The sequence below is a fragment of the Streptomyces fumanus genome, from assembly GCF_014655295.1.
GTDB classification, from domain to species: Bacteria; Actinomycetota; Actinomycetes; order Streptomycetales; family Streptomycetaceae; genus Streptomyces; species Streptomyces fumanus.
This window is the reverse complement of the sequence record NZ_BNBI01000012.1, coordinates 24,430-51,288: the sequence shown is the minus strand read 5'-3', so window position 1 is coordinate 51,288 and position 26,859 is coordinate 24,430. Positions and strand designations below refer to the sequence as shown.

Here is a 26,859-nt window from a genome sequence, read left to right as displayed (position 1 = left end):
GCGGGGGTCCGGGCCACCGGCGTGTCCGGGACTCAGCCGGCGAAGCCGAGCCGGGCCAGGCGCACCGGCCCGTGCAGGGCGACCCGCAGGTCCCGTACGCCCTCGGCGACCAGGCCGGTGGTGAGCGTGACGTAGTCGTACGGGCCCGCGGTGGGCGCGTCGGTCGCCAGCACCGCGCGGACCGGGGCGCCGTCGAGGGCGAGTTCCACCACGCCCTCGCCCGCGACCGTCACGGTCACCGAGGTGACGCCGGGGCCGAAGTCGCAGGCGCGGTAGAGGAGTTCGCCGGTCTTGCCGGGGGCGGGCGTCACCGCGTCCCCGGACCGCTTGGTCCGGTCCACGATCTCGGTGCCGCTCTGCTCGTCGAAGCCGGCCGCGTCCAGGCCGTGTTCGCGCACCGGGCGGGGGGCGGCCGGCTCCCCGTCGAGGGTGAGCGTGGTGGTCAGCCGGAGGTCCTCGCTGGAGGCGCCCACCAGCAGCGCGTACGGGCCCGGCTCCAGACGCCACCGGCCGTGCGCCACGTCCCAGTACGCGAACGCCGCCGACGGCACCTCGAAGGCGACCTCGGCCCGCTCGCCGGGCGCGAGGCCGAGCCGCCGGTGGGCGAGGAGCTGCCGGCGGGGCCGGGGCACGGAGGGCGCCTCGGCGCGGGCGTAGAGCTGGGCCACCTCGTCGGCGGTGACGTCCCCGTGGTTGGTGACGGTGAAGGTCACCCGGACCGTCTCGCCGGTGACCCGGGCGTCGAGGTCCGCGTACCCGAACGACGCGTACGACAGGCCGTGCCCGAACGGGAACAGCGGCGTCCCCTCGAAGTACAGGTAGGTCTGCCGGGCGCCGACGATGTCGTAGTCGAGCAGGTCGGGCAGGTCCGCGTCGGAGGCGTACCAGGTCTGCGGGAGGCGCCCGGCGGGGGAGACGTCCCCGGCCAGGACCCGGGCCAGGGCGGTGCCGGCCGCCTGGCCGCCGTGCGCGGTCCACAGCACCGCCGGGAGCGGTCCGGTGTCGACGGCGTAGGGGTAGGCGCAGACCAGGGCGAGGACGGTGGCCGGGTTGGCGGCGCGGGCGGCGCGCAGCAGCCGTTCCTGCTGGTCGGGCAGGCGCAGGGTGGTGCGGTCCTCGGTCTCCCGGCCGTTGATGTGCGGGTCGTTGCCCGCGACCACCACGACCACGTCGGCCCCGGCGGCGGCCCGCGCCACCGCGTCCTCGCCGCGCTCGGCGACCACCAGCTCGAAGACCTCGGCGCCGGAGTCGGCAACCTTCACGCCGTCGGCGGTCACACAGACGTGGCGGCCCGTGCCCGTATGCCTGAGGAGGTGACCGTCGCCGTGCGGCTCCAGCCGGAACGTCTCCTGCACCACCCAGCCGCCGGGCTGGTCCGCCGAGGCGCGCACGTACCCGTCCTCGGCGACGGAGAGGTAGCGCCCGTCGGGCGCGCGCAGGGTGAGGACGCCCCCGCCCCAGTCCACCAGGGCGAGTTCGGTGCCGGTGGCGTCGGTGGTGAGCGGCGGCAGGTCGGTGCGGCCGGCCAGCAGGGCGGGGTCGAGGGCGCCCTCCCCGGTGACCGGCGCCGGGCTGCCCTCGCCCGGCCGGACGTGCAGGAACGCGCCGTCGGCGGTGCGCAGCCGGACCCGGTCGGCGCCCTCCGCGAAGGTCACCCGGTCGGCGCCGAACCGCTCGTACAGGCCCTCCAGCGGGGTGCTGCGGTGGATCAGCGAGCCGCTGTACCAGTCGAGCTTGCACTCGTCGGCGAGCAGCCCGACCACGGCGACCCGGGTGTCGGGGGCGAGCGGCAGCAGGCCGTCGTTCTTCAGCAGCACGATCGCCTGCTCGGCGGCCTCCTGGGCGAGCGCCCGGTGCTCGGGGGTGTCGAAGGCGCCCGGCTCGTCGTACCCGTCGAACTCGCCGAGCCGGAAGCGGACCGAGAGCTGGCGGCGGACGGCCCGGTCGAGGTCGGCCTCGGTCAGCAGGCCCCGCTCCAGGGCACCGCGCACCCGGGCGGTGATCTTGGTGGAGTCGGTGCCGTGGTCGGTGAAGCTGTCGACGCCGGCCTTCAGCGCGGCGGCGGTCGCCTCCTCGTGGGTGGCGAAGTAGTGCTCGGAGTCGACCAGGTTGGAGGGCGCGCCCGCGTCCGAGCAGACCAGCAGCTCCTGGTCGGTCCAGGTGCGCAGGTGCTCGGCCAGGTACGGGGAGACGTGGTTGGGGCGGCCGTTGACCAGGTTGTAGGCCGGCATCACCCCGGCGACCGCGCCCGCCCCGACCGTGGCGCGGAACGCCTGGAGGTCGTACTCGTGCAGGACGCGGGGGCGGACGGAGGACGACGTGGTGTCCCGGTCGGTCTCGTTGTTGTGGGCCAGCCAGTGCTTCAGGACCGGTGCGGTACGCCAGTAGATCGGATGACTGCCGCGCAGACCCCGGGTGTAGGCGGTGGCGATGGCGGAGGTGAGCGCCGGGTCCTCGGAGTACCCCTCCTCGTTGCGGCCCCACAGCGGGTGGCGGAGCAGGTTGACGGTCGGCGACCAGACGTTGAGGCCGACCCGCTCGTCCCGGGCGCGCATCGCCCGCACCTCCGCCGACACCGCCTCGCCGACCCGGCGCACCAGGTCCTCGTTCCAGGTCGCGCCCAACCCCACGGCCTGCGGAAACACCGTCGCCGGGCCCATCCACGCGACCCCGTGCAGGGCCTCCTGGCCGGTGCGGAAGGCGGCGATGCCGAGGCGTTCGACGGGCGGCGTGAACTGGTGCAGGAACCCGGTCTTCTCGTCCGTGGTGAGCCGCGACAGCAGGTCGTCGACGCGCTCGGCGAACGGCAGGCCCGGATCGCGGAACGGCGGGGCGGGCGGCGTGGGTGCGGTCACGTGGGGTTCCCCTTGCATGGTGTGGCCAGGCGCTTTCGAAGCGCTTCGATGCTCAGTGGGGGCCGGGTCGGGTGTCAAGACGTCGTGCCGGACCGCCTCCGGCGGGACACCCGCCTTTCGGCCGCCACACGGCACTCACCGGGCGGCGCACACATCCGAGGAATCTTGGAAGCGACCCTTGTGCACCCCCTGGCGTTCACTTAACCTCACTGCAACATCGAAGCGCTTCGACTGCGGGCCGTCGTGAGGGCACGGGTGCCTGCGACCGGGCAGTCCTCCGACGACCGCTTCAGCTCAGCGAGTTCCCGCGAGTCCCACCCCAGCTCCGCCCGCTCCACTGAAGACACCGCTGAAGACACCGCCGACGACACCGCCGACGACCGCCGACGACACCGCCGACGAGACGCGGCCGACGGCCGCCGCCGGGTGTCCTGGTGCGCCATGAAGGGTTGACGCAATGACGCCGAACGCCGCCTCCGCCGCCCCCGCGCCGAGCCGGAGAAGTTTCCTCGCCTCGTCGGCGGTCGCCGCCGCCGCGGTGGCGGGCGGGATGCCGCTGCTCACCGCCTGCGGCGGATCGGACGGCGGCTCGCGCGAGGGCACCACCGCGGGCAAGGAGGCCGAGAAGCTGCTGCCCGCCTATGTGGCCGGCACCGTGGTCACGCCCGACATCCCGGCGAAGAACGGCTCCGCGGTCGGCTTCACTCGCAAGCTCGACCTGGCCGGCCTGAAGACCTCGGTGCCCGAGAAGCTCGGCAAGGGCGGCCGGGTCACCATCATGTCCCCGTTCTGGGGCTCCCCGCCGAAGTCGGACAACGCCTACTACCGGGCGATGAACGACCTGATCGGCGTCGACATCACGTGGCAGAACCAGGACGGCAACACCTACGAGCAGAAGCTCGGCGCGGTCCTCGCCTCCAGCGACGTCCCGGACGTGGTGGTCGTCCCGAGCTGGAACCTGAACGGCAGGATCCCGAGCGCGATCATCTCCAAGTTCGCCGACCTCGGCCCCTACCTCTCCGGCGACGCCGTCAAGGAGTACCCGAACCTGGCCGCCGTCCCGACCGACGCCTGGCAGCGCTCGATCTTCGGCGGCAAGCTGCGCGGCCTGCCCCAGCCGCAGCCGTACGTCACCGGCATCGTGCCCCTGTACCGGCAGGACATCTTCGAGAAGGAGGGGTACGAGGTCCCCACCTCCTGCGACGAGTTCCTCGCCCTGGCCAAGGAGGCCACCAACGCCAAGGCCAAGCGCTGGGCCTGCCTGGACATGAAGTGGACCGCCTTCCAGGCGTTCGGCGTGATGTCGGGCAACGAGAAGCCGCTCGGCTGGACCATGGTCGACGGCAAGATGATCAACCGGGTCGAGACCGACGAGTACCTCGAAGCGCTGGAGTGGACCCGCAAGCTGTTCGCGGCCGGTGTCGTCCACCCGGACGCCGAACTGGGCAAGAGCCAGGCCACCGACGCCGGCCCGAAGTTCGCCAAGGGCGAGTTCCTGATCTACGCCCAGAACATCAGCCAGTGGTGGAGCCGCACCGCCGAACAGGCCACCCAGAACCCGGAGTTCAAGGTCTGGGGCATGGACGTCTTCGGCCACGACGGCGGCGACCCGGTGCTCTGGGCCGAACAGCCCGCCGGCATCTGGGCCTTCGTCAACAAGAAGGCGTCCGAGGCGGTGATCCGCGATGTGCTGGCCGCGGCCAACGTGACCGCCGCGCCGTACGGCACCAAGGAGTACATGATGACCAACTACGGCGTGGAGGGCACCCACTACACCGTCAAGGACGGCGTCCCCACCAAGACCGACCAGGGCAACATCGACGTGATGAACGCCTACGTCATGCTGGCCAGCCCCGCCGCGACCATCGCCCACCCCGACTTCCCCGAGGTCGCCAAGGGCCAGGTCGAGTGGCAGCAGCGGATGGGCGCCTTCACCCGGAAGTCCTCCTTCCACGGCATGCAGATCACCGAGCCGTCCCGGTACGCCAACCTCTCCAGCGACTTCGAGCAGATGGAGGACGACTTCGTCCGCGGCCGCAAGAAGATGGGCGAGGTCCAGCAGGCGATCTCGGAGTGGCGCAGCAAGGGCGGCGACAAGCTCCGCGACTGGTACAAGAAGCTGCTCGACGAGAACGGCTCGGCGGCGAACTGACCGGCATTCGAGGCAAGGAGAACGGCCGTGTCGCACAGCACGGTGCCTCGGAGCAGGGCCGAGGCCGAGACCACCGAGAAACCCCCGGCACCGCCCGGGAAGCCGGGCCGGCCCCGGGCGCGGAAGCCGAGCCTCAGGCTGCGCTGGCGCCGGGACCGCGTCCTGCTGCTGATGACGCTGCCGGCCGTGGCGCTGCTCCTGCTCTTCAACTACCTGCCGATCCTCGGCAACGTGGTCGCCTTCCAGGACTACGACCCCTACATCAGCGACAACGGCATCGTCTCCATCCTGCACAGCCCCTGGGTGGGCGTGGAGAACTTCGAGCGGATCTTCGCCGACTCCGCGTTCTGGAACGCGGTGCGCAACACGCTGGTGCTGTTCTTCCTCCAGCTCCTGCTGTTCTTCCCGATCCCGGTGCTGCTGGCGCTGCTCATCAACAGCGTGGTCCGGCCCCGGGTGCGGGCGGTGTCGCAGGCCATCCTCTACCTGCCGCACTTCTTCTCCTGGGTGCTGGTCATCGCCGTGTTCCAGCAGTTGTTCGGCGGCGCGGGCATCCTGTCGCAGTTGCTGCGCGAGCACGGGTACGACGGGCTCGACATCATGACCGACCCGAGCAGCTTCGCGTTCCTGATCACCGCGCAGAGCGTGTGGAAGGACGCCGGCTGGGGGATCATCGTCTTCCTCGCCGCGCTCGCCTCCGTCCCGCCGGACCTGTACGAGGCCGCCGCGATGGACGGGGCCGGTCGCTGGCGCCGGATGTGGCACGTCACGCTGCCCGCGCTGCGCCCGGTGATCGCCCTGCTGCTGGTGCTGCGCGTCGGCGACGCCCTCACCGTCGGCTTCGAGCAGATCCTGCTCCAGCGGGACGCCGTGGGACCGGGCGCCGCGGAGGTGCTGGACACCTTCGTGTGGTGGAACGGCGTACGCAACCAGGACTTCGGCTACGCGGCCGCCGCGGGCCTGGTCAAGGGCGTGGTCAGCATCGGCCTGGTGCTGGCCGCGAACAAGGTGGCCCATCTCATGGGCGAGCAGGGGGTGTACAAGAAGTGACCGCCGTCATCGACGAGCCCGCCCGTACCCCCGGGCGCTGGGCGGCCCCGCCCCGCCCGGCCTGGGAGGAGAAGCCCGGCCCGGCCGGGGTCGCGGGCAAGGGGCTGGCCCTGGCCCTGGCCTGCCTGGCGATTCTGTTCCCGCTGTGGATCGTCGTCGTCACCAGCCTGTCCTCGCGCCGGACCATCGACGAGGCCGGGGGACTGGTGATGATCCCCAAGGACATCACCTTCGTCGCCTACCAGGAACTGCTCAGCGGCGGCCAGGTCACCCGCGCCGCGGTCATCAGCATCGGCGTCACCCTGGCCGGCACGGCGTTCTCCATGACCGTCTCGGTGCTGTGCGCCTACGGACTGTCCCGCACCGGCTCGCTCGGGCACCGCTGGGTGCTGATGCTGCTGCTGGCCACGATGTTCTTCAGCGCCGGCCTGATCCCCACGTATCTGCTGGTGCAGTCGCTGGGGCTGACCGACACCTACCTCGCGCTGATCCTGCCGAGCGCGGTGAGCGTCTTCAACATCCTGGTGCTGCGCGGCTTCTTCATGGGCATCTCGCAGGAGCTGATCGACAGCGCCCGCATCGACGGGGCGGGCGATCTGCGCATCCTGTGGCGGATCGTCATGCCGCTGTCCCGGGCCGTCCTCGCGGTGATCACGCTGTTCTACGCGGTCGGGTACTGGAGCGCCTGGTTCAACGCCTCGCTGTACCTGAACGACCAGGACATGATGCCGCTGCAGAACGTCATGATCCAGTTGGTGCAGAAGCAGGAGGCGCCGGTCGGGCTCGGGCAGGCCATCAAGACCGGGGAGCTGTCCGGCCTCGCGGTGCAGATGGCGGTCATGGTGATGGCGCTGCTGCCGGTGGCGGTGCTCTCGCCGTTCGTGCAGCGGCACTTCAAGAAGGGGATGCTGACCGGGGCGGTGAAGGGATGACCGCCCGGGACCTCGCCCCGGACCCCGCTCCGGTCCCCGCTCCGGTCCCCGCCCCGGACCTCGCCTCGGTCACCCGGGGCCGGCTCCTGTTCGGCGGCGACTACAACCCCGAGCAGTGGCCGGAGGAGACCTGGCAGGACGACGTACGCCTGATGAAGGAGGCCGGCGTCAACTCCGTCACCGTCGGGGTGTTCTCCTGGTCCCGCCTGGAACCGAGGCCCGGCGAGCGGGACTTCGGCTGGCTGGACCGGCTGCTGGAGCTGCTGCACGGGCACGGCGTCGGGGTCGTCCTGGCCACGCCCACCGCCTCGCCCCCGCCCTGGCTCGGGCACCTGCACCCCGACACCCTCCCGGTGGACGAGGAGGGCCGCACCGAGCGGTGGGGCGGCCGGCAGCACTTCTCGCACTCCAGCGCCACCTACCGCCGGTACGCCGCCGCCATCACCGAGGCGCTCGCCGCCCGGTACGGCGACCACCCCGCCCTCACCCTGTGGCACATCAACAACGAGTACTGCACGTACGACCACGGCGACGAGGCCGCCGCCCGCTTCCGCACCTGGCTGGCGGCCCGCTACGGCACCCTCGACGCCCTCAACACGGCCTGGGGGACCGCCTTCTGGAGCCAGGGCTACGGCGACTGGGCCGAGGTGCTGCCGCCCGGCCGCGTCCACTACCTGAAGAACCCCGCCCAGGTGCTGGACTTCCGCCGCTTCACCTCCGACATGCTCCTGGAGTGCTTCACCGCCGAGCGGGACATCGTCCGCCGGTACTCCCCGGGCGTCCCGGTCACCACGAACTTCATGCCGCTGTTCATCGGCCAGGACGGCTGGCGCTGGGCCGAGGAGGAGGACGTCGTCTCCGTCGACCTCTACCCCGACCCGCGCGACCCCCTCGGTGCCCAGGAGGGCGCCCTGGTCCAGGACCTCACCCGGTCGCAGGCGCGCGGCCCTTGGATGCTGATGGAGCAGGCGGCGGGCGCGGTCGACTGGCGGGCCGTGAACCACCCCAAGCCGCGCGGCCTGAACCGCCTGTGGTCCCTGCAGGCCGTGGCGCGCGGCGCGGACGCCGTCTGCTACTTCCAGTGGCGCCAGTCCCGCCAGGGCGCCGAGAAGTTCCACTCCGCGATGCTCGGTCACGCGGGCCCCGAGGGCCGTACGTACCAGGAGATCCGGCGCCTGGGCGCGGAACTGGCGCACCTGGCGCCGGAGGTCGCGGGCCGCCGGATCCGCGCCGAGGTCGCCGTGCTGCACGACTGGCACGCCTGGTGGGCCGCCGCCCAGGAGTCCCGCCCCTCCGACCGGGTCGGCCACCTGGCCATGCTGCGCGCCTGGCACCGCGCCCTGTGGGAGGCGCGGCTCACCACCGACTTCGCCCACCCCGAGCACGACCTCACCCCGTACCGCATGGTCGTCGTCCCCCAGATGTACGCGCTCACCGACACCGCCGTCGGCAACCTCCTCGCCTACGTCGAAGGCGGCGGCACCCTGGTCTGCGGCTTCCTCACCGGCGTCGCCGACCAGGACGACCGGATCAGGCCCGGCGGCATGGACCCCCGGCTGCGCGAGCTGTTCGGCATCCGCGTGCTGCACGAGTGGTGGCCGCTGGAGCCGGGGGAGACCGCCCCCTGCGACGGCTTCGACGGCACGCTCTGGTCGGAGGAGATCGAGCCCGACGGCACCGCCGAGGAGACCGTCCGCTACCGGGGCGGCGAACTGGACGGCCTGCCCGCGCTGCTGCGCAAGGGCCGCGCCTGGTACCTGTCGACGCTCCCGGCACCCGGGGCGCTGCGCGGCCTGCTCACCCGGATCGCGGCCGGCGCCGGGGTCCGTCCGGTGCTCACCGGGGCGCCGGCCGGCGTGGAGGCGGTCCGCCGCGGCGACCTGCTGTTCCTCCTCCACCACGGCCGCGACACGGTGACCGTCGAGGTGCCCGGCACCCACCGCGACCTGCTGACCGGCGCCCCGGTCACCGGCCGCGTCACCCTGGGCCGCTACGGGGCGGCGGTGCTGAAACCGGCGGAGGCCGCGTCATGACCCCGGCCGGCCCCGTGCACGGCACCTGGGAACCGCGCCCCGCCACCCGCTGGGAGGACGCCTTCCTCGCGGGCAACGGCCACCACGGCGTCCTGGTGTACGGCGACCCGCACGCCGACCGGGTCGTCGTCACCCACCACACCCTGGTACGCCCGGACGGCGACGACGCCGACCGGCGGCCGCCCCGGCTCGCCGAGGCGCTGCCCGCGCTGCAGGACCGGCTGCTCGCGGGCGAGCGCACGGCCGCCGAGGAGTTCACCGACGGCCGCCCGCTGCGCTGGGTACGGCCCTTCCACCCCGCCTTCCGGATGCGCCTGGACCGGCCGCCGGACGCCGGGCACGGCTACCGCCGCGAGGTCGACTTCGCCACCGGCGAGACCGCCGCCGCCCGCGCCGACTGGACCAGCCGGGTCTTCGTCTCCCGCGCCGACGACGTGATCGTCCAGCGGGTCACCGCCACCCGCCTCACCCTGGGCCTCACCCTGGACCACCGCCTGCCCGGCGCCCCGCCCGGCCTGGGCATCGGCCACGGCACCGCGCGCACCCCCGACGGCGCCCTGCTCAGCCTGCGCGCCCGCTACCCCGGCGGCGACCTCGCCTACACCGGCGTCACCCTGGCCGTCGTCACCGGCGGCAGCACCACCCTGACGCCCCCGGGCGTGCGGATCGAGGACGCCGCCGAGGTGCTGCTGCTGACCCGGGTGCGCCGCCACACCGGCGAACTGGACGTCCCCGCCGAGGCCCGCGCCCTGCGCGCCCTGGCCGCCGACGGCTACGACGGCCTGCTCGCCCGCCACCTCGCCGCGCACCGCACCGCCTACCGCCGGGTCACCCTCGACCTCGCCGCCGACCCCGCCGAACGCGCCCTGCCCGGCTCCGAACTGCTCACCCGGCCGCACAGCCCGGCCCTGCTGGAGCGGCTGTTCGCGGCCGGCCGCTACCACCTGCTGTCGGCCGCCGGACTGCTGCCGCCCCGGCTCACCGGCCTGTGGACCGGCGACTGGAACACCGCCTGGTCGGGGGCGTTCACCACCAACGCCAACCTCAACCTCCAGACCGCCTCCGCCGCCGCGGCCGACCTGCCCGAGGTCACCGAGGCGCTCGCCGCGCTGGTCCACCGCCAGGTGCCGCACTGGCGGGACAACGCCCGCGAGATCTTCGGCACCCGGGGCGTGGTCGCGCCCTCGCACACCGACGGCGAGTCCGGGCACACGTACCACTTCAGCCGCGAGTACCCCCTGCACCTGTGGACCGCGGGCGCCGACTGGCTGCTCAAGCCGCTCCTCGACCACGCCGAGACCCACGGCGCACACGACCCGCGCACCCTCGCCGTGCTGGCCGAGACCGCCCTGTTCTACGAGGACTTCCTCACCCGCACCGACCCGGACGGGCGACTGCACATCGTGCCGTCCTACTCGCCGGAGAACCGGCCCGCCAACGGAAGCTGGGGCGCGATCGACGCGGCGATGGACCTGTCCGCCGCCCGGCACGCCCTGCGGACCGCCGCCGAGCACCACCCCGGGCACGCCACCCGCTGGCGCGCCCTCGCCGACCGCCTCCCACCGCACCGGATCAACGCCGACGGCGCCCTCGCCGAATGGGCCCACCCCGGCCTCGACGACCGCTACGACCACCGCCACCTCAGCCACCTCTACGGCGTCTGGCCGCTGGACGAGATCAACCCCTACGACACCCCGGACCTGGCCCGCGCCGCCCACCGGGCCCTGGAACTGCGCGGCGCCGAGAACGACTCCGCCCACGGCCACCTGCACCACGCCCTGGTCGCCGCCAAGCTGCGGGACGCCGACCGGGTCGCCGACGCCCTCGGCCGGGTCCTGGGCGGCGACTACTTCCACACCTCGCTGATGAGCGCCCACTACCCCCACCGCGACGTCTACAACGCGGACGCCGCGCACACCCTGCCGGCCGTGCTCATCGAGATGCTGGTGCAGTCCACCCCCGGCCGCCTGGTCCTGCTGCCCGCGCTGCCCACCCGCCTCCCGGCCGGCGAACTGACCGGCGTGCGCACCCGGTTCGGGGCCACCGTCGACCTGGCCTGGACGGCCGGCGGCACCGCCACGGCCACCCTGCGCCCCGCCCGCACCCTCCGCGTGGACCTGCGTACCCCCTCCGGCGCCGCACCGCTCGACCTCACCGCCGGAGAGACCCGCGTCATCGGCTTCACGACGCGGCCCCCCGCACCACTCCCCCCACCCAGGGAAGGAACCCCATGGCACCCCGCACCCTGAGCACCCTGTCCAAGGCCCTGCTGGCGCCCGCCCTCGCCCTCGGCGCCACCGCCGGCCTCGCCGCCGCCCCCGCCCAGGCCGCCGTCTGGAACTCCTGCGACCAGTGGGGCAACACCACCTTGAACGGCTACACCCTCTACAACAACATCTGGGGCTCCGGCGCCGGCCGCCAGTGCGTCTGGGCCAACTCCGGCACCAACTGGGGCGTCTGGGCCGACCACCCGAACACCGGCGGCATCAAGTCCTACCCCAACGCCAAGAAGGTGATCAACAAGCCGATCACCTCCCTGACCTCGCTCACCAGCAGCTACAACGTCACGGTCCCGGCGGCCGGCGCGTACAACACCTCGTACGACATCTGGGACACCGACTACGACCACGAGATCATGCTCTGGGTCAACTACAACGGCGCGGTCGGCCCGCTCGGCACCGCCCAGGGCACCGTCAGCCTCGGCGGCCACACCTGGAACGTCTACAAGGGCAACAACGGCGCCAACGAGGTCTACTCGTTCCTGCGCACCGCCGACTCGACCGCCGGCACCGTGAACATCCTGCCGATCCTGAAGTGGATCAAGGACACCAAGGGCTGGATCGGCAACGAGACCATCGGCGACGTGCAGTTCGGCTACGAGATCACGTCCTCCGCCGGCGGCCTGGACTTCCGCACCGACAACCTCACGGTGAGCGGCGGCTGACCGGCGCCCACCGCGCGGGGCCGGCCCGCTACACCTGCGGCGCCGGCCCCGAACTGGCCCGCACCGTCAGCTCCGGCGCCAGCAGCACCACCTCGTCGCTGCCGCGCCCGTCGAGCTTGGCGACGAGCTGCTCGACCGCCCGGCGCCCCATCTCCTGCGCGGGGATGGCCACCGAGGTCAGCCGCACCGACGCCTGCACGGCCACCTGCTCCGGGCAGATGGCGACCACCGACACGTCCTCCGGCACCGCCCGGCCCTGCTGCCGCAGCAGGGCCAGCAGCGGCTCGACCGCCGCCTCGTTCTGCACCACGAACCCCGAGGTGCCCGGCCGCTCGTCGAAGATCCGGGCCAGCGTCAGCGCCATCGCGTCGTACCCGCCCTCGCACGGCCGGTGCAGCAGCCGCACCCCCAGCTCCCGGGCCCGGCCGCGCAGCCCCTCCAGGGTGCGCTCGGCGAACCCGGTGTGCCGCTCGTACACCCCCGGCGCCTCGCCTATGACCGCGAGGTCGCGGTGGCCGAGCGAGGCGAGGTGCTCCACGCAGAGCGCGCCGGTCGCCCGGAAGTCGAGGTCCACGCAGGTCAGCCCGGAGGGGTCGGCGGGCAGCCCGATCAGCACCGACGGCCGGTCGGTGCCGCGCAGCAACGGCAGCCGCTCGTCGTCGAGTTCGACGTCCATCACGATCATCGCGTCGGCCAGCCCGCTGCCCGTGACCCGGCGCACCGCGTCGGGCCCCTCCTCGCCGGTGAGCAGCAGCACGTCGTACCCGTGGGTGCGCGCGGCGGTGGCGACCGCGATGGCGATCTCCATCATCACCGGCACGTACATGTCCGTGCGCAGCGGGATCATCAGCGCGACGATGTTGGACCGGCTGCTGGCCAGCGCGCGGGCCCCGGCGTTGGGGTGGTAGCCGAGCTGGCGGATACTCTCTTCGACCCGCTGCCGGGTGGTCGGGGAGATGGACCGCTTGCCGCTGAGGACATAGCTCACCGTGCTCGCCGAGACTCCGGCGTGCTGGGCGACCTCGGCAAGAGTGACCATCCAGCTCTCCCAGGGTGGTGAAGCGCTTCGACAGGCGCGTAAGACGGACAACGGGCTCGTGAGAGTGGTCCGACAGTAGCTCCAGCGGGGGTCGGTGTCCATACTGCGTCGAAGCGCTTCGACAGTGGGTTGATCCTGGCGTTTCCCGCCTGTTTCCCCGCCGCCCGTGCCGCGTTCCTCGGCCGAACGGTCGCACGAAGGGTGGCCGGGCCGCCCGGGATCAGGTACGAACGATCCGGTAGCACCGATCAGTACCGTACATCCCCGATACGTGCCGATACGCGGCGAGGTGACCCTCATGTCCGCACCAACCACCCCCTCCTCCCGGCCCTCCGTCACCGAGCGCGAGGCCCGGCAGGTGGCCGAGGACGCCCGGGAACAGCACTGGCGCAAGCCCAGCTTCGCCAAGGAGCTGTTCCTCGGGCGCTTCCGCCTCGACCTCATCCACCCCCATCCGCTCCCGGCCGAGGAGGACCGCGCGCGCGGCGAGGAGTTCCTCGCCCGGCTGCGCGACTTCTGCGAGACGAGCGTCGACGGCGCCGTGATCGAACGCGACGCGCGCATCCCCGACGAGGTGATCACCGGCCTGAAGGAGCTGGGCGCCTTCGGCATGAAGATCGACACCAAGTACGGCGGCCTCGGCCTGACCCAGGTGTACTACAACAAGGCCCTCGCCCTGATCGGTTCCGCCAGCCCCGCGATCGGCGCGCTGCTCTCCGCGCACCAGTCGATCGGCGTGCCGCAGCCGCTCAAGCAGTTCGGCACCCAGGAGCAGAAGGACGCCTTCCTGCCGCGCTGCGCCCGCACCGACATCTCCGCCTTCCTGCTGACCGAGCCGGACGTCGGCTCCGACCCGGCCCGGCTGGCCACCACCGCCGTCCCGGACGGCGACGAGTACGTGCTGGACGGCGTGAAGCTGTGGACCACCAACGGCGTCGTCGCCGACCTGCTCGTCGTCATGGCCCGGGTCCCCAGGAGCGAGGGCCACCAGGGCGGCATCACCGCCTTCGTCGTCGAGGCCGCCGCCGAGGGCGTCACGGTGGAGCACCGCAACGCCTTCATGGGCCTGCGCGGCCTGGAGAACGGCGTCACCCGCTTCCACCGCGTCCGGGTCCCCGCCGCGCACCGCATCGGCCCCGAGGGCGCCGGCCTCAAGATCGCCCTGACCACCCTCAACACCGGCCGCCTCTCGCTGCCCGCGATGTGCGTCGGCGCCGGCAAGTGGTGCCTGAAGACCGCCCGCGAGTGGTCGGCCGCCCGCGAGCAGTGGGGCAAGCCGGTCGCCCTCCACGAGGCCGTCGGCTCCAAGATCAGCTTCATCGCGGCCACCACCTTCGCCCTGGAGGCGGTCCTGGACCTGTCCTCCCAGATGGCCGACGAGGACCGCAACGACATCCGCATCGAGGCCGCCCTCGCCAAGCTCTACGGCTCCGAGATGGCCTGGCTGATGGCCGACGAACTGGTCCAGATCCGCGGCGGCCGCGGCTTCGAGACCGCCGCCTCCCTCGCCGCCCGCGGCGAACGCGCGGTCCCCGCCGAACAGGTCCTGCGCGACCTGCGCATCAACCGCATCTTCGAGGGCTCCACCGAGATCATGCACCTGCTGATCGCCCGCGAGGCCGTCGACGCCCACCTCTCGGTCGCCGGCGACCTGATCGACCCGGACAAGTCCCTCCAGGACAAGGCCAGGGCGGGCGCCCAGGCCGGGGTCTTCTACGCCAAGTGGCTGCCGAGACTGGTCGCCGGACCGGGGCAGCTCCCGGGCGCGTACGGGCAGTTCAGGCACGAGGTCGACCTCTCGCCGCACCTGCGCTACGTCGAGCGCGCCGCCCGCAGGCTCGCCCGCTCCACCTTCTACGCCATGTCCCGCTGGCAGGGCCGCATGGAGTCCAAGCAGGGCTTCCTCGGCCGGATCGTGGACATCGGCGCCGAACTCTTCGCGATGAGCGCCGCCTGCGTCCGCGCCGAGCTGCTGCGCTCCCGCGGCGACCACGGCCGCGAGGCGTACCAGCTCGCCGACGCCTTCTGCCGGCAGTCCCGGATCCGGGCCGAGGAACTCTTCGGCCGGCTGTGGACCAACACCGACGACCTCGACCGCAAGGTCGTCAAGGGCATCCTCTCCGGCACCTACACCTGGCTCGAACAGGGCATCGCCGACCCCTCCGACGACGGCCCCTGGATCGCCGACGCCACCCCCGGCGAGAGCACGAAGGAGAACGTGCACCGTCCCATCAGGTGATACGCGTCCCGCGCGGCCCCCGCCCGGGCGGCACGCCACCCGGGTGCGGGACGCGCTGTCCTGCGCGGCGCCGGTTGCCGCAACAATGGGGGGATGAGCGACAGCCCTGCCCCTCTCGCCGACCCGCACCTCCACTACGACCCCGTGGCGGGTGACGGCCCCAAGGACGTGGTGATCCTCGGTTCCACCGGGTCCATCGGCACCCAGGCCATCGATCTCGTCCTGCGCAACCCGGACCGCTTCCGGGTCACCGGCCTGTCCGCCAACGGCGGCCGGGTCGCCCTCCTCGCCGAGCAGGCGCACCGGCTGCGGGTCCGGACCGTGGCGGTGGCCCGCGAGGACGTCCTCCCCGAGCTGCGGGAGGCCCTCCGGGCGCGGTACGGCCCGGGGGAGCCGCTCCCCGAGATCGTGGCCGGCCCGGACGCGGCCACCCAGGTCGCCGCCTCCGACTGCCACACCGTCCTCAACGGCATCACCGGCTCCATCGGACTCGCCCCGACCCTGGCCGCCCTGGAGGCGGGCCGCACCCTCGCGCTCGCCAACAAGGAGTCGCTCATCGTGGGCGGCCCGCTGGTCAAGGCCCTCGCCAAGCCCGGGCAGATCATCCCCGTCGACTCCGAGCACGCCGCCCTCTTCCAGGCCCTGGCCGCCGGCACCCGCGCCGATGTGCGCAAGCTCGTCGTCACCGCCTCCGGCGGCCCGTTCCGCGGCCGGACCCGGGAGCAGCTCGCCGCCGTCACCGTCGAGGACGCCCTCGCCCACCCCACCTGGGCGATGGGCCCGGTGATCACCATCAACTCCGCGACCCTGGTCAACAAGGGCCTGGAGGTCATCGAGGCGCACCTGCTCTACGACATCCCCTTCGACCGCATCGAGGTCGTCGTCCACCCCCAGTCGTACGTGCACTCGATGGTGGAGTTCACCGACGGGTCGACGCTGGCCCAGGCCACGCCGCCCGACATGCGCGGCCCCATCGCCATCGGCCTGGGCTGGCCCGAGCGGGTCCCCGACGCGGCCCCCGCGTTCGACTGGAGCACCGCCTCGACCTGGGAGTTCTTCCCCCTGGACAACGAGGCGTTCCCCTCGGTGGACCTGGCCCGGCGGGTCGGGCGGCTCGCGGGAACGGCCCCGGCGGTGTTCAATGCCGCCAACGAGGAGTGCGTGGAGGCGTTCCGCACCGGCGCGCTGTCGTACCTCGGCATCATGGAGACCGTCACCCGGGTGGTCGACGAGCACGGCACCCCGCCCACGGGAACTTCCCTGACCGTCGCGGACGTCCTCGAAGCGGAGACCTGGGCCCGCGCCCGGGCCCGGGAACTGGCGGCACAGACGGCGGAGGCCCGTGCATGACGACCCTGATGTTCATCCTCGGCATAGTCGTCTTCGCGGTCGGCCTGCTGTTCTCGATCGCCTGGCACGAGCTGGGCCACCTGTCCACCGCCAAGCTGTTCGGCATCCGCGTCCCGCAGTACATGGTCGGCTTCGGCCCGACGATCTTCTCCCGGAAGAAGGGCGAGACCGAGTACGGCGTCAAGGCGATCCCGTTCGGCGGCTACATCCGCATGATCGGCATGTTCCCGCCCGGTCCGGACGGCCGGATAGAGTCCCGCTCCACCTCCCCCTGGCGCGGCATGATCGAGGACGCCCGCTCGGCGGCCTTCGAGGAACTCCAGCCGGGCGACGAGAAACGCCTCTTCTACACCCGCAAGCCGTGGAAGCGGGTCGTGGTGATGTTCGCCGGCCCGTTCATGAACCTGGTCCTCGCGGTGGTGCTGTTCCTCATCGTGCTGATGGGCTTCGGCATCTCCCAGCAGACCACCACCGTCAGCTCGGTCTCCCAGTGCGTGATCTCCCAGAGCGAGAACCGCGACAAGTGCACCAAGGCCGACGCGCCCTCCCCGGCCGCCGCCGCCGGGCTCCGCGCCGGTGACAAGATCGTCGCCTTCGACGGCGTACGCACCGACCAGTGGGACCGCCTGTCCGACCTGATCCGCGCCAACCCCGGCAAGCAGGTGCCGATCGTCGTCGACCGGGACGGCGAGCGGCTCACCCTGCACGCGACGATCGCCACCAACAAGGTCGCCAAGAAGGACGGCAGCGGCGGCTACGTCCAGGGCGAGTACGTCACCGCGGGCTTCCTCGGCTTCAGCGCCGCCACCGGCATCGTCAAGCAGGACTTCGGCGACTCCGTGACGTGGATGGGCGACCGGATCGGCGACGCCGTCGACTCCCTCGCCGACCTCCCCGGCAAGATCCCCGCCCTCTGGGACGCCGCGTTCGGCGACGGCCCCCGCGAGGCCGACTCCCCGATGGGCGTGGTCGGCGCCGCCCGGGTCGGCGGCGAGATCTTCACCCTGGACATCCCGCCCACCCAGCAACTGGCCATGGCCGTGATGCTGGTCGCCGGCTTCAACCTCTCCCTGTTCCTGTTCAACATGCTCCCGCTGCTGCCCCTCGACGGCGGCCACATCGCGGGCGCCCTGTGGGAGTCGCTGCGCCGCAACCTCGCCAAGGTGCTGCGCCGCCCGGACCCCGGCCCGTTCGACGTGGCGAAGCTCATGCCGGTCGCCTACGTGGTCGCGGGCATCTTCGTCTGCTTCACCCTGCTCGTCCTGGTCGCGGACGTCGTCAATCCGGTACGCATCTCCTAGGTCCGCGACAGCACCGCGCAACCCGGGGTTCACGGCGGCCCGGCAGGCTCGCCCCGCGGGCCGCCGCCCCTCGGGTCTGTTCGGCGGGCGTGATGTGCTCCGGCCTCCGCCCGTGCCGTAATCTCGAAGCCCGGAGCCCGCCCGCTGACGGGACCGGACCTTGATCCACGACTTGGGGTTGCACAGCAGATGACTGCGATTTCTCTCGGCATGCCGTCCGTCCCGACCAAGCTCGCCGAGCGCCGGAAGAGCCGGCAGATCCAGGTCGGCTCCGTGGCGGTGGGCGGGGACGCCCCCGTGTCGGTGCAGTCGATGACGACGACGCGCACCTCGGACATCGGCGCCACCCTCCAGCAGATCGCCGAGCTGACCGCGTCCGGCTGCCAGATCGTCCGTGTCGCCTGCCCCACCCAGGACGACGCCGACGCCCTGCCGGTGATCGCCCGCAAGTCGCAGATCCCGGTGATCGCCGACATCCACTTCCAGCCCAAGTACGTCTTCGCCGCCATCGAGGCGGGCTGCGCCGCGGTCCGGGTCAACCCCGGCAACATCAAGCAGTTCGACGACAAGGTCAAGGAGATCGCCCAGGCCGCCAAGGACCACGGCACCCCCATCCGGATCGGCGTCAACGCCGGCTCGCTGGACCGGCGCCTGCTCCAGAAGTACGGCAAGGCCACCCCCGAGGCCCTGGTGGAGAGTGCCCTGTGGGAGGCGTCCCTCTTCGAGGAGCACGGCTTCCGGGACATCAAGATCTCCGTGAAGCACAACGACCCCGTCGTGATGATCGAGGCGTACCGCCAGCTCGCCGCCCAGTGCGACTACCCCCTGCACCTGGGCGTCACCGAGGCCGGCCCCGCCTTCCAGGGCACCATCAAGTCGGCCGTCGCCTTCGGCGCCCTGCTCTCCCAGGGCATCGGCGACACCATCCGCGTCTCCCTGTCGGCCCCGCCGGTGGAGGAGGTCAAGGTCGGCAACCAGATCCTGGAGTCCCTCAACCTCAAGCAGCGCGGCCTGGAGATCGTCTCCTGCCCCTCCTGCGGCCGGGCCCAGGTCGACGTCTACAAGCTCGCCGAGGAGGTCACCGCCGGCCTCACCGGCATGGAGGTCCCGCTCCGCGTCGCCGTGATGGGCTGTGTGGTCAACGGGCCCGGCGAGGCCCGGGAGGCCGACCTCGGCGTCGCCTCCGGCAACGGCAAGGGGCAGATCTTCGTCAAGGGCGAGGTCATCAAGACCGTCCCCGAGTCCAAGATCGTGGAGACGCTCATCGAGGAGGCCATGAAGTTGGCCGAGCAGATGGAGGCCGACGGCGTCCCCTCCGGCGAGCCCTCCGTCGCGGTCGCCGGCTGACCCGCCCCCCGGCCGTCGCGCCGTCCCCCCGGGGGCGGCGCGCCACAAGCCCGGCAGGTACAGTGCGGAGATCAGCAGACCTTAGGGTGAGGCCCCGCACGTGTTGACGCAGACCACCTCCCGGGTCCTCGAACCGGGTGACCTGGACGCCGCGCTCGCCGTCCTCGACCGCGAGCCGGTGGCGAACGCCTTCGTGGCCTCCCGGGTGCGGATCGCCGGCCTCGACCCCTGGCGGCTCGGCGGCGAGATGTGGGGCTGGTACGAGGACGGGGCGCTGACCTCCCTGTGCTACGCGGGCGCCAACCTCGTCCCCATCTGCGCCACCCCGCGCGCCGTGCGCGCCTTCGCCGACCGCGCCCGCCGGGCCGGGCGCCGCTGCTCCTCCATCGTCGGCCCCGCCGACGCGACCGCCCTGCTCTGGCGGCTCCTCGAACCCACCTGGGGCCCCGCCCGCGAGGTCCGCCGCCGCCAGCCCCTCATGGTCGCCGACCGCCCCTCCGCCGAGGTCGCCCCCGACCCCCGCGTCCGCCGCGTCCGCAAGGACGAGATGGAACAGATCATGCCGGCCTGCGTGGCGATGTTCACCGAGGAGGTCGGCGTCTCCCCGCTGGCCGGCGACGGCGGCCTGCTCTACCAGGCCCGGGTCGCCGAACTCGTCGGCTCCGGCCGCTCCTTCGCCCGCTTCGACGACACCGGCAAGGTCGTCTTCAAGGCCGAGATCGGCGCCGCCACCGACCGCGCCTGCCAGATCCAGGGCGTCTGGGTCGCCCCCGAACACCGCGGCCGGGGCCTCGCCGCCCCCGGCATGGCGGCGGTCCTGCGCTACGCCCTCACCGACATCGCCCCCGTCGCCAGCCTCTACGTCAACGACTTCAACACCGCGGCCAGAAGGACGTACCGCAGGGTCGGCTTCGAAGAGGTGGGCGCCTTTATGAGCGTCCTGTTCTGAAACGCGCCCCCTAGGGGCGCGGGGCTGTTCCGATGTGCGGCTCCGCCGCGTGGGCGCGACCAGCCACAACGAACCCGCACCAAAGAACCCACACCAAGAACCCCCGCACACCCCCCTGTAGGCTCCCCGCATGGACGTAGTGATCGGCCCCCTGGACCTCACCACCCACGTAGACGAGGCCCTGGCCGTCCAAGCCGCCGCCTTCGGCCTCGGCCCCGACGAGGTGGCCGTCCGCCGCCAGATCGTCCTGCGCCACATGACCTACCCGGGCGCCCGCGCCCTCGGCGCCACCACCCCCGACGGCCGCCTGGCCGGCTTCGTCTACGGCATGCCCAACGACCGCGTCCACTGGTGGTCCACGGTCGTCGAGCCCTACCTGCGCGCCCGGGGCAACGACGCCTGGCTGGACGACTCCTTCGTCATCACCGAGCTGCACGTCCACCCGGCCCACCAGAACCGCGGCGTGGGCCGCGCCCTGATCACCACGATCACCGACGCCGCCGCCCAGCCCCGCTCGATCCTCTCCGCGATCGACACCGACAGCCCCGCCCGCGGCCTGTACCGCTCCCTCGGCTACACCGACCTCGCCCGCCAGGTCCTCTTCCCCAGCGCCCCCAAGCCGTACGCCGTGATGGGCGCCCCGCTCCCGCTGCTGCGGCGCTGACCCGTAACCGATTTCCGCGACCCGGGACCGCCCGGCTAACCTCGTTCGTCATCACCCTCACCCAGCAGGAGACACGAGAGCCATGGCGAACGCACCGGTCCAGCGCATGTCGAAGTTGTTGGCGAAGACGTTGCGCGACGACCCGGCGGACGCCGAGGTCCTCAGCCACAAGCTGCTGGTCCGCGCCGGCTACGTCCGCCGCACCGCCGCCGGCCTGTGGAGCTGGCTGCCCCTGGGCAAGAAGGTCCTCGCCAACATCGAGCGGATCGTCCGCGAGGAGATGGACGCGATCGGCGCCCAGGAGGTCTCGCTCCCGTCCCTGCTGCCCCGCGAGCCCTACGAGGCCACCGGCCGCTGGGACGAGTACGGCCCCGAGCTGTTCCGCCTGAAGGACCGCAAGGGCGGCGACTACCTGCTCGGCCCCACCCACGAGGAGATCTTCACCCTGCTGGTGAAGGACCAGGCGTCCTCCTACAAGGACCTGCCGGTCATCCTCTACCAGATCGCCGACAAGTACCGCGACGAGGCCCGCCCCCGGGCCGGCATCCTGCGCGGCCGCGAGTTCCTGATGAAGGACTCCTACTCCTTCGACACCGCCGACGAGGGCCTGGCCGAGTCCTACGCCCTGCACCGCGCCGCCTACCAGCGCATCTTCGAGCGGCTCGGCCTGGACTACCGGATCTGCGCGGCCACCGCCGGCGCCATGGGCGGCTCCAAGTCCGAGGAGTTCCTCGCCCCGGCCGAGGCCGGTGAGGACACCTTCGCCGACTGCCCGAACTGCGACTACGCCGCCAACACCGAGGCGATCACCTACGAGCTGAAGCCCGTGGACGCCTCCGGCGTGCCCGCCGCCGAGGAGATCCCCACCCCGGACACCCCCACCATCGAGACCCTCGCCGCCTCCCTCGGCGTCCCCGCCTCCGCCACCCTGAAGAACCTCCTGGTCAAGGTCGACGGCGAGATCGTCGCCGTCGGCGTCCCCGGCGACCGCGAGGTCGACATGGACAAGGTCGAGGCCCACTTCGCGCCCGCCGTCGTCGAACTGGTCACCGCCGAGGACTTCACCGGCCGCACCGACCTGGTCCGCGGCTACGTCGGACCGCAGGGCCTGGACAAGGTGAAGTACCTCGCCGACCCCCGCGTCGCCCCCGGCACCGCCTGGATCACCGGCGCCAACAAGCCCGACACCCACGCCAAGAACGTCGTCGCCGGCCGCGACTTCGAGGTCGACGAGTACGTCGACGTGGTCGTCGTGCAGGACGGCGACCCCTGCCCCCGGTGCGGCACCGGCCTCAAGCTGGACCGCGCCATCGAGATCGGGCACATCTTCCAGTTGGGCCGCAAGTACGCCGACGCCCTCAAGCTCGACGTCCTCGGCCAGAACGGCAAGCCGGTCCGCGTCACCATGGGCTCCTACGGCATCGGCGTCTCCCGCGCGGTGGCCGCCCTCGCCGAGCAGCACGCCGACGACAAGGGCCTGGTCTGGTCCAAGGAGGTCGCCCCGGCCGACGTGCACGTGGTCGCCGCCGGCAAGGCCCTCCAGACCGAACTGGCCCTGGACGTCTCCGAGAAGCTCTCCGCCGCCGGCGTCCGGGTCCTGGTCGACGACCGCACCGGGGTCTCCCCGGGCGTGAAGTTCACCGACGCGGAACTGATCGGCGTCCCCCAGATCCTGGTGGCCGGCCGTCGCGCCGCCGAGGGCGTCGTCGAGCTGAAGGACCGCCGCACCGGCGAACGCGAGGAACTGACGGTCGAGGAGGCCGTCGCCCGCCTCACCGCCTGACCGGTCCCGGGGCCCGTCCGGCGACCAGCCGGGCGGGCCCTACAGCCAGCCCGCGAACTCCAGCAGCAGCTCCGCGTCCCGGGCCCGGCCGACCCGGCCCGCCCGCACCCCCGACTCCACGGCCCGGAACAGGGTCCAGTCGCGCAGCCGGTCCCGGTCGACCTCCAGCGACTCCGCCAGCCGCTTGATCCGGCGGCGGGTGGTCGAGGCGCCGGACGGCTGGGCGATCAGGTCCTCCACCCGGTCCCGGACCAGCCGGGCCAGATCGAACGCGGGATCGCCCACCACCGGGTCGGGTCCCACCGCCAGCCACGGCACCCGGTCCCCGGCCAGCACCTTGCTCTGCCGGAAGGTGCCGTGCAGCAGCTTCTCCTCGGCCGGTGCGGCGAGCAGCTCCGCGCGGGCCGCCAGCGCCGCGTCCACCAGCGGCGCCACCGCCGGATCGGCCGCCGCGCCCGCCCGCATCGCCGCCGCCTGCCGCCCGGTCCGCTCGGCGACCGTCTCGAAGGAGTGCCCGGCGGGCGGCTCCACCCACAGCTTCCGCAGCGTCCCGGCCGCCTCCAGCAGCGCCCGCGCCTCCGGCAGCGACCGCACCGACACGTCCGGCCGCAGCTTCTCCAGCAGCAGCTCACCCGCGACCGGCGCCTCCTCCAGCAGGCGTACGGCGCCCCGGCCGGCCCAGTGCGCCAGCGCCGCCCGTTCGCTCTCCGGCCGGGCCCGGGGCGGCGCCAGCTTCAGCACCGCCGGGCTCCCGTCGGCCGTGCGGACCAGCAGGACCAGGCTGCTGCGGCCGCCGGGCACCTGCACCCGCTCCACGGTCAACCCGCGTAGCTCCACGGCACGCCGCGCCGCCCCGGGCAGCCCGGCCAGCCAGTCGTCACCCTCCGGTGCCGTCTCACCGAGCGCCCTGACCAGACGCCCCGGCGGTTCGAAAGCCATGCGGAAGCCGTTCCCTTCCCGTACGGGGAGCCCGTACGTGTCACGCCGTCGGTGTCGCCGGGGCCGACGCGGTGCCGGCCCGCTCGGCGAGCCCAGGGAAGGCTACGCTCCCCCCGCGCCAGCGCACCGCCCGCACCGCGGCCTCCCGCAGCGCCTCGGCCGCCGCCGCCCGCCGGTCGCCGGAGGAGGCCCGCACCAGGTCGGAGTAGACCCCGGCCACCCGGTCCTCCAGCTCCGCCGCCAGCCTCACCGCCGCCGCGGCGTCCGCCACCGCGAACGGCAGCGCGTACCCGGCCGCCGACGCCACCGGCTCGCCGCCGAGCGCGCGCACCGTGCGCCCCAGCGCGTCCCGGCGGGCACGGTGCGCGTCGTACGCCGCCCGCGCTTCCGTACGCCGGTCCGCGCCGATCCGGCCGCCGACCACGCCGTAGCCGTAGACCGCCGCGTGCTCGGCGGCCAGCGCCGCCTGGACGGCCGCCAGTTCGCCCTTGCCGCTCATGCGTCCCCCTCGGTCAGCAGATACACGTGCGCCGCCCCGGCCGCCGCCACCGAGGCCAGCAGCCGGGCCGTCTCGCCCGGCAGGTCCAGCAGCGCCGCGGTGCGCCGGCCGGCCAGCTTCCGCTCGGCCGCGGCGAGCCCGGCGAGCGCCTCCCGCTCGGTGGCCGGCACCGCGGCCCGCTCCTTCCCCGGCCCGGCGGCGCGGGCGGATACGGACGGTGACGCCGTGGGGGAGGCGGTGAACGCCTCGGCGTGCCGGACCACCTCGTCGCGCAGCGGCCGCAGGCGCGCGGCCAGCGCCGGGTGCGCCGCGATCACCGCGTCGTACCGCGCGGCGAGGCGCTCGCTGTCCCGGGCCGCACGCGCGCGTGCCCGCTCGGCGGCGACCGCCGCGGCCGGGGAGGAACCGGAACCGGGGCCGCCGGAGCAGCCGGCGAGCAGCGCGCCGCCGGCGGCGGTGGCGAGCAGGCTCCTTCTGCGCGGCCCCGAAGGCGGGCGCGACGAGGGGGAAAACGGCACGGCGGACGTCCTCGGCAGACTCGTACGGAAGCGACGGGAAGCGGGGCGGGCGGGAGCCCGTGATCACCGTACCCGGGCCGCCGCCGGGCACCACTCAGCGGCACCGCCGGGCCCGGGTGGACGGCAACACCCTCCGCGACCGGATACCCTTTGACCTGACACGCGCACCGTCCCACAACAGCACACGCGGCCGAGGAGTCACCCGGATGAGCACCACCCAGAGCGAGAGGCTGCGAGCACTGCTGGAGCCGCTGGTCGCCTCGCAGGGACTCGACCTGGAAGAGATCGCGGTGGACTCGGTCGGACGCAAGCGCGTGCTGCGGGTGGTCGTCGACTCCGACACCGGTGCCGACCTGGACCGCATCGCCGATGTGAGCCGCGCGCTCTCGGCGAAGCTGGACGAGACCGACGCGATGGGCGAGGGCGAGTACACCCTCGAAGTGGGCACCCCCGGTGCCGAGCGCGAGCTGACCGAGCACCGTCACTACGTACGCGCCGTCGGCCGCCTGGTGAGGTTCCGCCTCACCGGGGGCGAGGACCTGGTCGCCCGCATCCTGACCGTGGACGACGACGGCGCCGATCTCGAAGTGCCCGGCGTGAAGGGCCGCAAGGCCACCGCCCGCAGGCTCGCCTTCGACGACATCGCCAAGGCCCGGGTCCAGGTCGAGTTCAACCGCAAGGACACGCAGGACCACAAGGACTTGCAGGAAGAGGAGGAGGCGTAGCCGTGGACATCGACATGAGTGCCCTGAGGGGCTTGGTACGGGAGAAGGAGATCTCCTTCGACCTGCTGGTCGAGGCGATCGAGTCGGCCCTCCTCATCGCCTACCACCGCACCGAGGGAAGCCGCCGGCACGCGCGCGTGGAGCTCGACCGCACCAGCGGACACGTGACCGTGTGGGCGAAGGAGGACCCCGACGACCTCGACGAGGGCCAGGCGGCCCGCGAGTTCGACGACACCCCGTCCGGCTTCGGCCGGATCGCCGCCACCACCGCCAAGCAGGTCATCCTGCAGCGGCTGCGGGACGCCGAGGACGACGCGACGCTCGGCGAGTACGCGGGCCGCGAGGGCGACATCGTCACCGGCGTGGTCCAGCAGGGCCGCGACCCGAAGAACGTGCTGGTGGACATCGGCAAGCTGGAGGCCATCCTGCCGGTGCAGGAGCAGGTCCCCGGCGAGACCTACCCGCACGGCACGCGGCTGAGGTCGTACGTCGTCCGGGTGGCCAAGGGCGTGCGCGGCCCGTCCGTGACGCTCTCGCGCACCCACCCCAACCTGGTGAAGAAGCTGTTCGCCCTGGAGGTGCCGGAGATCGCCGACGGGTCCGTCGAGATCGCCGCCATCGCCCGGGAGGCCGGCCACCGCACCAAGATCGCCGTCAAGTCGACCCGTTCGGGACTGAACGCCAAGGGCGCCTGCATCGGCCCCATGGGCGGCCGGGTCCGCAACGTGATGGGCGAGCTGAACGGTGAGAAGATCGACATCGTCGACTGGTCCGACGACCCGGCCCAGATGGTGGCGAACGCGCTGTCCCCGGCCCGGGTGACCAAGGTCGAGGTGGTGGACATGGCGGCCCGCTCCGCGCGGGTGACCGTCCCCGACTACCAACTGTCGCTGGCGATCGGCAAGGAGGGCCAGAACGCCCGCCTCGCCGCCCGGCTGACCGGCTGGCGGATCGACATCCGCCCGGACACCGAGCAGACGTCCGAATGACCGTCCGGGCGGACGGCCCGTGTGCCGTTCGTCCGATCGGGGAATAGATCCAAGCCGCCGGGCGCTGAGATCACGACAGCTTCGCGGCGGCAAGTGTTCGATTTTCGCCCCCCAGGGGTGAGGTCGCCACGGGGAGGTAGACTGAGGAGTGTCTGGCCGGACGTCTGCTCGTGCATGCCCCGAACGCACCTGTGTGGGGTGCCGGGAGCGCGCGGCCAAGACCGGGCTGCTGCGGATCGTGGCGGTCGAGGACGCCTGCGTCCCCGATCCTCGCGGTACGCTGCCCGGCCGGGGTGCCTATGTGCATCCCACCCAGGTCTGTCTCGACCAGGCGGTACGCCGCCGGGCGTTCCCGAGGGCACTGCGCGTCCCGGGACCGCTCGACGTAAAGGCGTTGCGCCACCACGTCGAGCAGGCACAAGGTTGCTGAACCGGCAACACGGCAAGTAAGACGTGCCGTACGGAACCCCGTGCGGCTTGGTACCTCGCGAGTCGAAAGCAGGTCGAGATTGCGATGAGCACTCGATGAGTACGCGATGAGTACGCCCATG

21 protein-coding genes are annotated in these 26,859 nt (G+C 72.8%); 16 read left to right on the top strand and 5 right to left on the bottom strand.

Annotation, left to right across the window (positions count from 1 at the left end; translation table 11 throughout):
- Positions 1–32: 32 nt before the first annotated feature.
- Positions 33–2,855, bottom strand: coding sequence for a glycoside hydrolase family 3 C-terminal domain-containing protein (locus tag IE316_RS25785; protein WP_190206874.1), 2,823 nt, complete (start codon positions 2,853–2,855; stop codon positions 33–35).
- Positions 2,856–3,312: 457 nt separating this feature from the next.
- On the opposite strand from IE316_RS25785, the gene IE316_RS25780 reads away from it, so the two are divergent.
- From IE316_RS25780 to IE316_RS25755, 6 genes are read left to right on the top strand one after another with little or no spacing between them, the layout of a single operon-like run.
- A complete protein-coding gene (locus IE316_RS25780; protein WP_190206873.1) occupies positions 3,313–5,007 on the top strand; it encodes an extracellular solute-binding protein in 1,695 nt (564 codons plus the stop codon).
- Positions 5,008–5,034: 27 nt separating this feature from the next.
- Positions 5,035–6,057 (top strand): ABC transporter permease, encoded by a 1,023-nt coding sequence (locus tag IE316_RS25775; RefSeq protein WP_190206872.1) that lies wholly within the window; start codon positions 5,035–5,037, stop codon positions 6,055–6,057.
- A complete protein-coding gene (locus IE316_RS25770; protein ID WP_190206871.1) occupies positions 6,054–6,989 on the top strand; it encodes a carbohydrate ABC transporter permease in 936 nt (311 codons plus the stop codon). The genes IE316_RS25775 and IE316_RS25770 overlap by 4 nt, the downstream gene beginning before the upstream one ends.
- The gene (locus IE316_RS25765; RefSeq protein ID WP_190206870.1) at positions 6,986–9,022 is read left to right on the top strand and encodes a beta-galactosidase; all 2,037 of its coding nucleotides are present in this window, start codon (positions 6,986–6,988) and stop codon (positions 9,020–9,022) included. Before IE316_RS25770 ends, IE316_RS25765 begins: the two co-directional genes overlap by 4 nt.
- Positions 9,019–11,271 (top strand): glycosyl hydrolase family 95 catalytic domain-containing protein, encoded by a 2,253-nt coding sequence (locus IE316_RS25760; RefSeq protein WP_190206869.1) that lies wholly within the window; start codon positions 9,019–9,021, stop codon positions 11,269–11,271. Before IE316_RS25765 ends, IE316_RS25760 begins: the two co-directional genes overlap by 4 nt.
- Positions 11,253–11,966, top strand: coding sequence for a glycoside hydrolase family 12 protein (locus tag IE316_RS25755; protein WP_190206868.1), 714 nt, complete (start codon positions 11,253–11,255; stop codon positions 11,964–11,966). Before IE316_RS25760 ends, IE316_RS25755 begins: the two co-directional genes overlap by 19 nt.
- Positions 11,967–11,994: 28 nt before the next feature.
- Here the strand turns inward: IE316_RS25755 and IE316_RS25750 are convergent, their stop codons facing one another.
- Positions 11,995–13,005 (bottom strand): LacI family DNA-binding transcriptional regulator, encoded by a 1,011-nt coding sequence (locus IE316_RS25750; RefSeq protein ID WP_190206867.1) that lies wholly within the window; start codon positions 13,003–13,005, stop codon positions 11,995–11,997.
- Positions 13,006–13,303: 298 nt separating this feature from the next.
- Here IE316_RS25750 and IE316_RS25745 point away from each other — a divergent pair, with 298 nt between their 5' ends.
- The 7 genes from IE316_RS25745 (at position 13,304) to IE316_RS25715 (ending at position 22,638) form a co-directional block, all read left to right on the top strand.
- Positions 13,304–15,244, top strand: coding sequence for an acyl-CoA dehydrogenase family protein (locus IE316_RS25745; RefSeq protein WP_190206866.1), 1,941 nt, complete (start codon positions 13,304–13,306; stop codon positions 15,242–15,244).
- Positions 15,245–15,337: 93 nt separating this feature from the next.
- Complete coding sequence (gene dxr / locus IE316_RS25740) at positions 15,338–16,594, top strand: 1-deoxy-D-xylulose-5-phosphate reductoisomerase (protein ID WP_190206865.1); 1,257 nt, start codon at positions 15,338–15,340, stop codon at positions 16,592–16,594.
- On the top strand, positions 16,591–17,895 hold the full coding sequence (locus IE316_RS25735; protein ID WP_506005153.1) for a M50 family metallopeptidase: 1,305 nt from the start codon (positions 16,591–16,593) through the stop codon (positions 17,893–17,895). Before dxr ends, IE316_RS25735 begins: the two co-directional genes overlap by 4 nt.
- Positions 17,896–18,084: 189 nt before the next feature.
- Positions 18,085–19,242, top strand: coding sequence for a flavodoxin-dependent (E)-4-hydroxy-3-methylbut-2-enyl-diphosphate synthase (gene ispG, locus IE316_RS25730; protein ID WP_190206864.1), 1,158 nt, complete (start codon positions 18,085–18,087; stop codon positions 19,240–19,242).
- A 100-nt stretch (positions 19,243–19,342) separates the two neighbouring features.
- The gene (locus tag IE316_RS25725; RefSeq protein WP_190206863.1) at positions 19,343–20,191 is read left to right on the top strand and encodes a GNAT family N-acetyltransferase; all 849 of its coding nucleotides are present in this window, start codon (positions 19,343–19,345) and stop codon (positions 20,189–20,191) included.
- 130 nt (positions 20,192–20,321) lie between these two features.
- Positions 20,322–20,855: a GNAT family N-acetyltransferase gene (locus IE316_RS25720; protein WP_190206862.1), complete on the top strand. Its 534-nt coding sequence runs from the start codon at positions 20,322–20,324 to the stop codon at positions 20,853–20,855.
- An 82-nt stretch (positions 20,856–20,937) separates the two neighbouring features.
- Complete coding sequence (locus tag IE316_RS25715; RefSeq protein ID WP_190206861.1) at positions 20,938–22,638, top strand: proline--tRNA ligase; 1,701 nt, start codon at positions 20,938–20,940, stop codon at positions 22,636–22,638.
- A 39-nt stretch (positions 22,639–22,677) separates the two neighbouring features.
- Here the strand turns inward: IE316_RS25715 and IE316_RS25710 are convergent, their stop codons facing one another.
- From IE316_RS25710 to IE316_RS25700, 3 genes are read right to left on the bottom strand one after another with little or no spacing between them, the layout of a single operon-like run.
- Entirely contained in the window at positions 22,678–23,577 is a 900-nt protein-coding gene (locus IE316_RS25710) for an aminoglycoside phosphotransferase family protein (RefSeq protein WP_190206860.1), read from the bottom strand.
- A 40-nt stretch (positions 23,578–23,617) separates the two neighbouring features.
- Positions 23,618–24,076: a ferritin-like domain-containing protein gene (locus IE316_RS25705; protein ID WP_190206859.1), complete on the bottom strand. Its 459-nt coding sequence runs from the start codon at positions 24,074–24,076 to the stop codon at positions 23,618–23,620.
- On the bottom strand, positions 24,073–24,594 hold the full coding sequence (locus IE316_RS25700; RefSeq protein ID WP_190206858.1) for a hypothetical protein: 522 nt from the start codon (positions 24,592–24,594) through the stop codon (positions 24,073–24,075). The genes IE316_RS25705 and IE316_RS25700 overlap by 4 nt, the downstream gene beginning before the upstream one ends.
- Before the next feature lie 206 nt (positions 24,595–24,800).
- On the opposite strand from IE316_RS25700, the gene rimP reads away from it, so the two are divergent.
- From rimP to IE316_RS25685, 3 genes are all read left to right on the top strand, one after another.
- A complete protein-coding gene (rimP, locus tag IE316_RS25695; RefSeq protein ID WP_190206857.1) occupies positions 24,801–25,319 on the top strand; it encodes a ribosome maturation factor RimP in 519 nt (172 codons plus the stop codon).
- Between the two features lie 2 nt (positions 25,320–25,321).
- On the top strand, positions 25,322–26,308 hold the full coding sequence (gene nusA, locus IE316_RS25690; protein WP_190206856.1) for a transcription termination factor NusA: 987 nt from the start codon (positions 25,322–25,324) through the stop codon (positions 26,306–26,308).
- Positions 26,309–26,456: 148 nt separating this feature from the next.
- Complete coding sequence (locus tag IE316_RS25685; RefSeq protein ID WP_190206855.1) at positions 26,457–26,738, top strand: YlxR family protein; 282 nt, start codon at positions 26,457–26,459, stop codon at positions 26,736–26,738.
- The last annotated feature ends 121 nt before the right edge of the window (positions 26,739–26,859 follow it).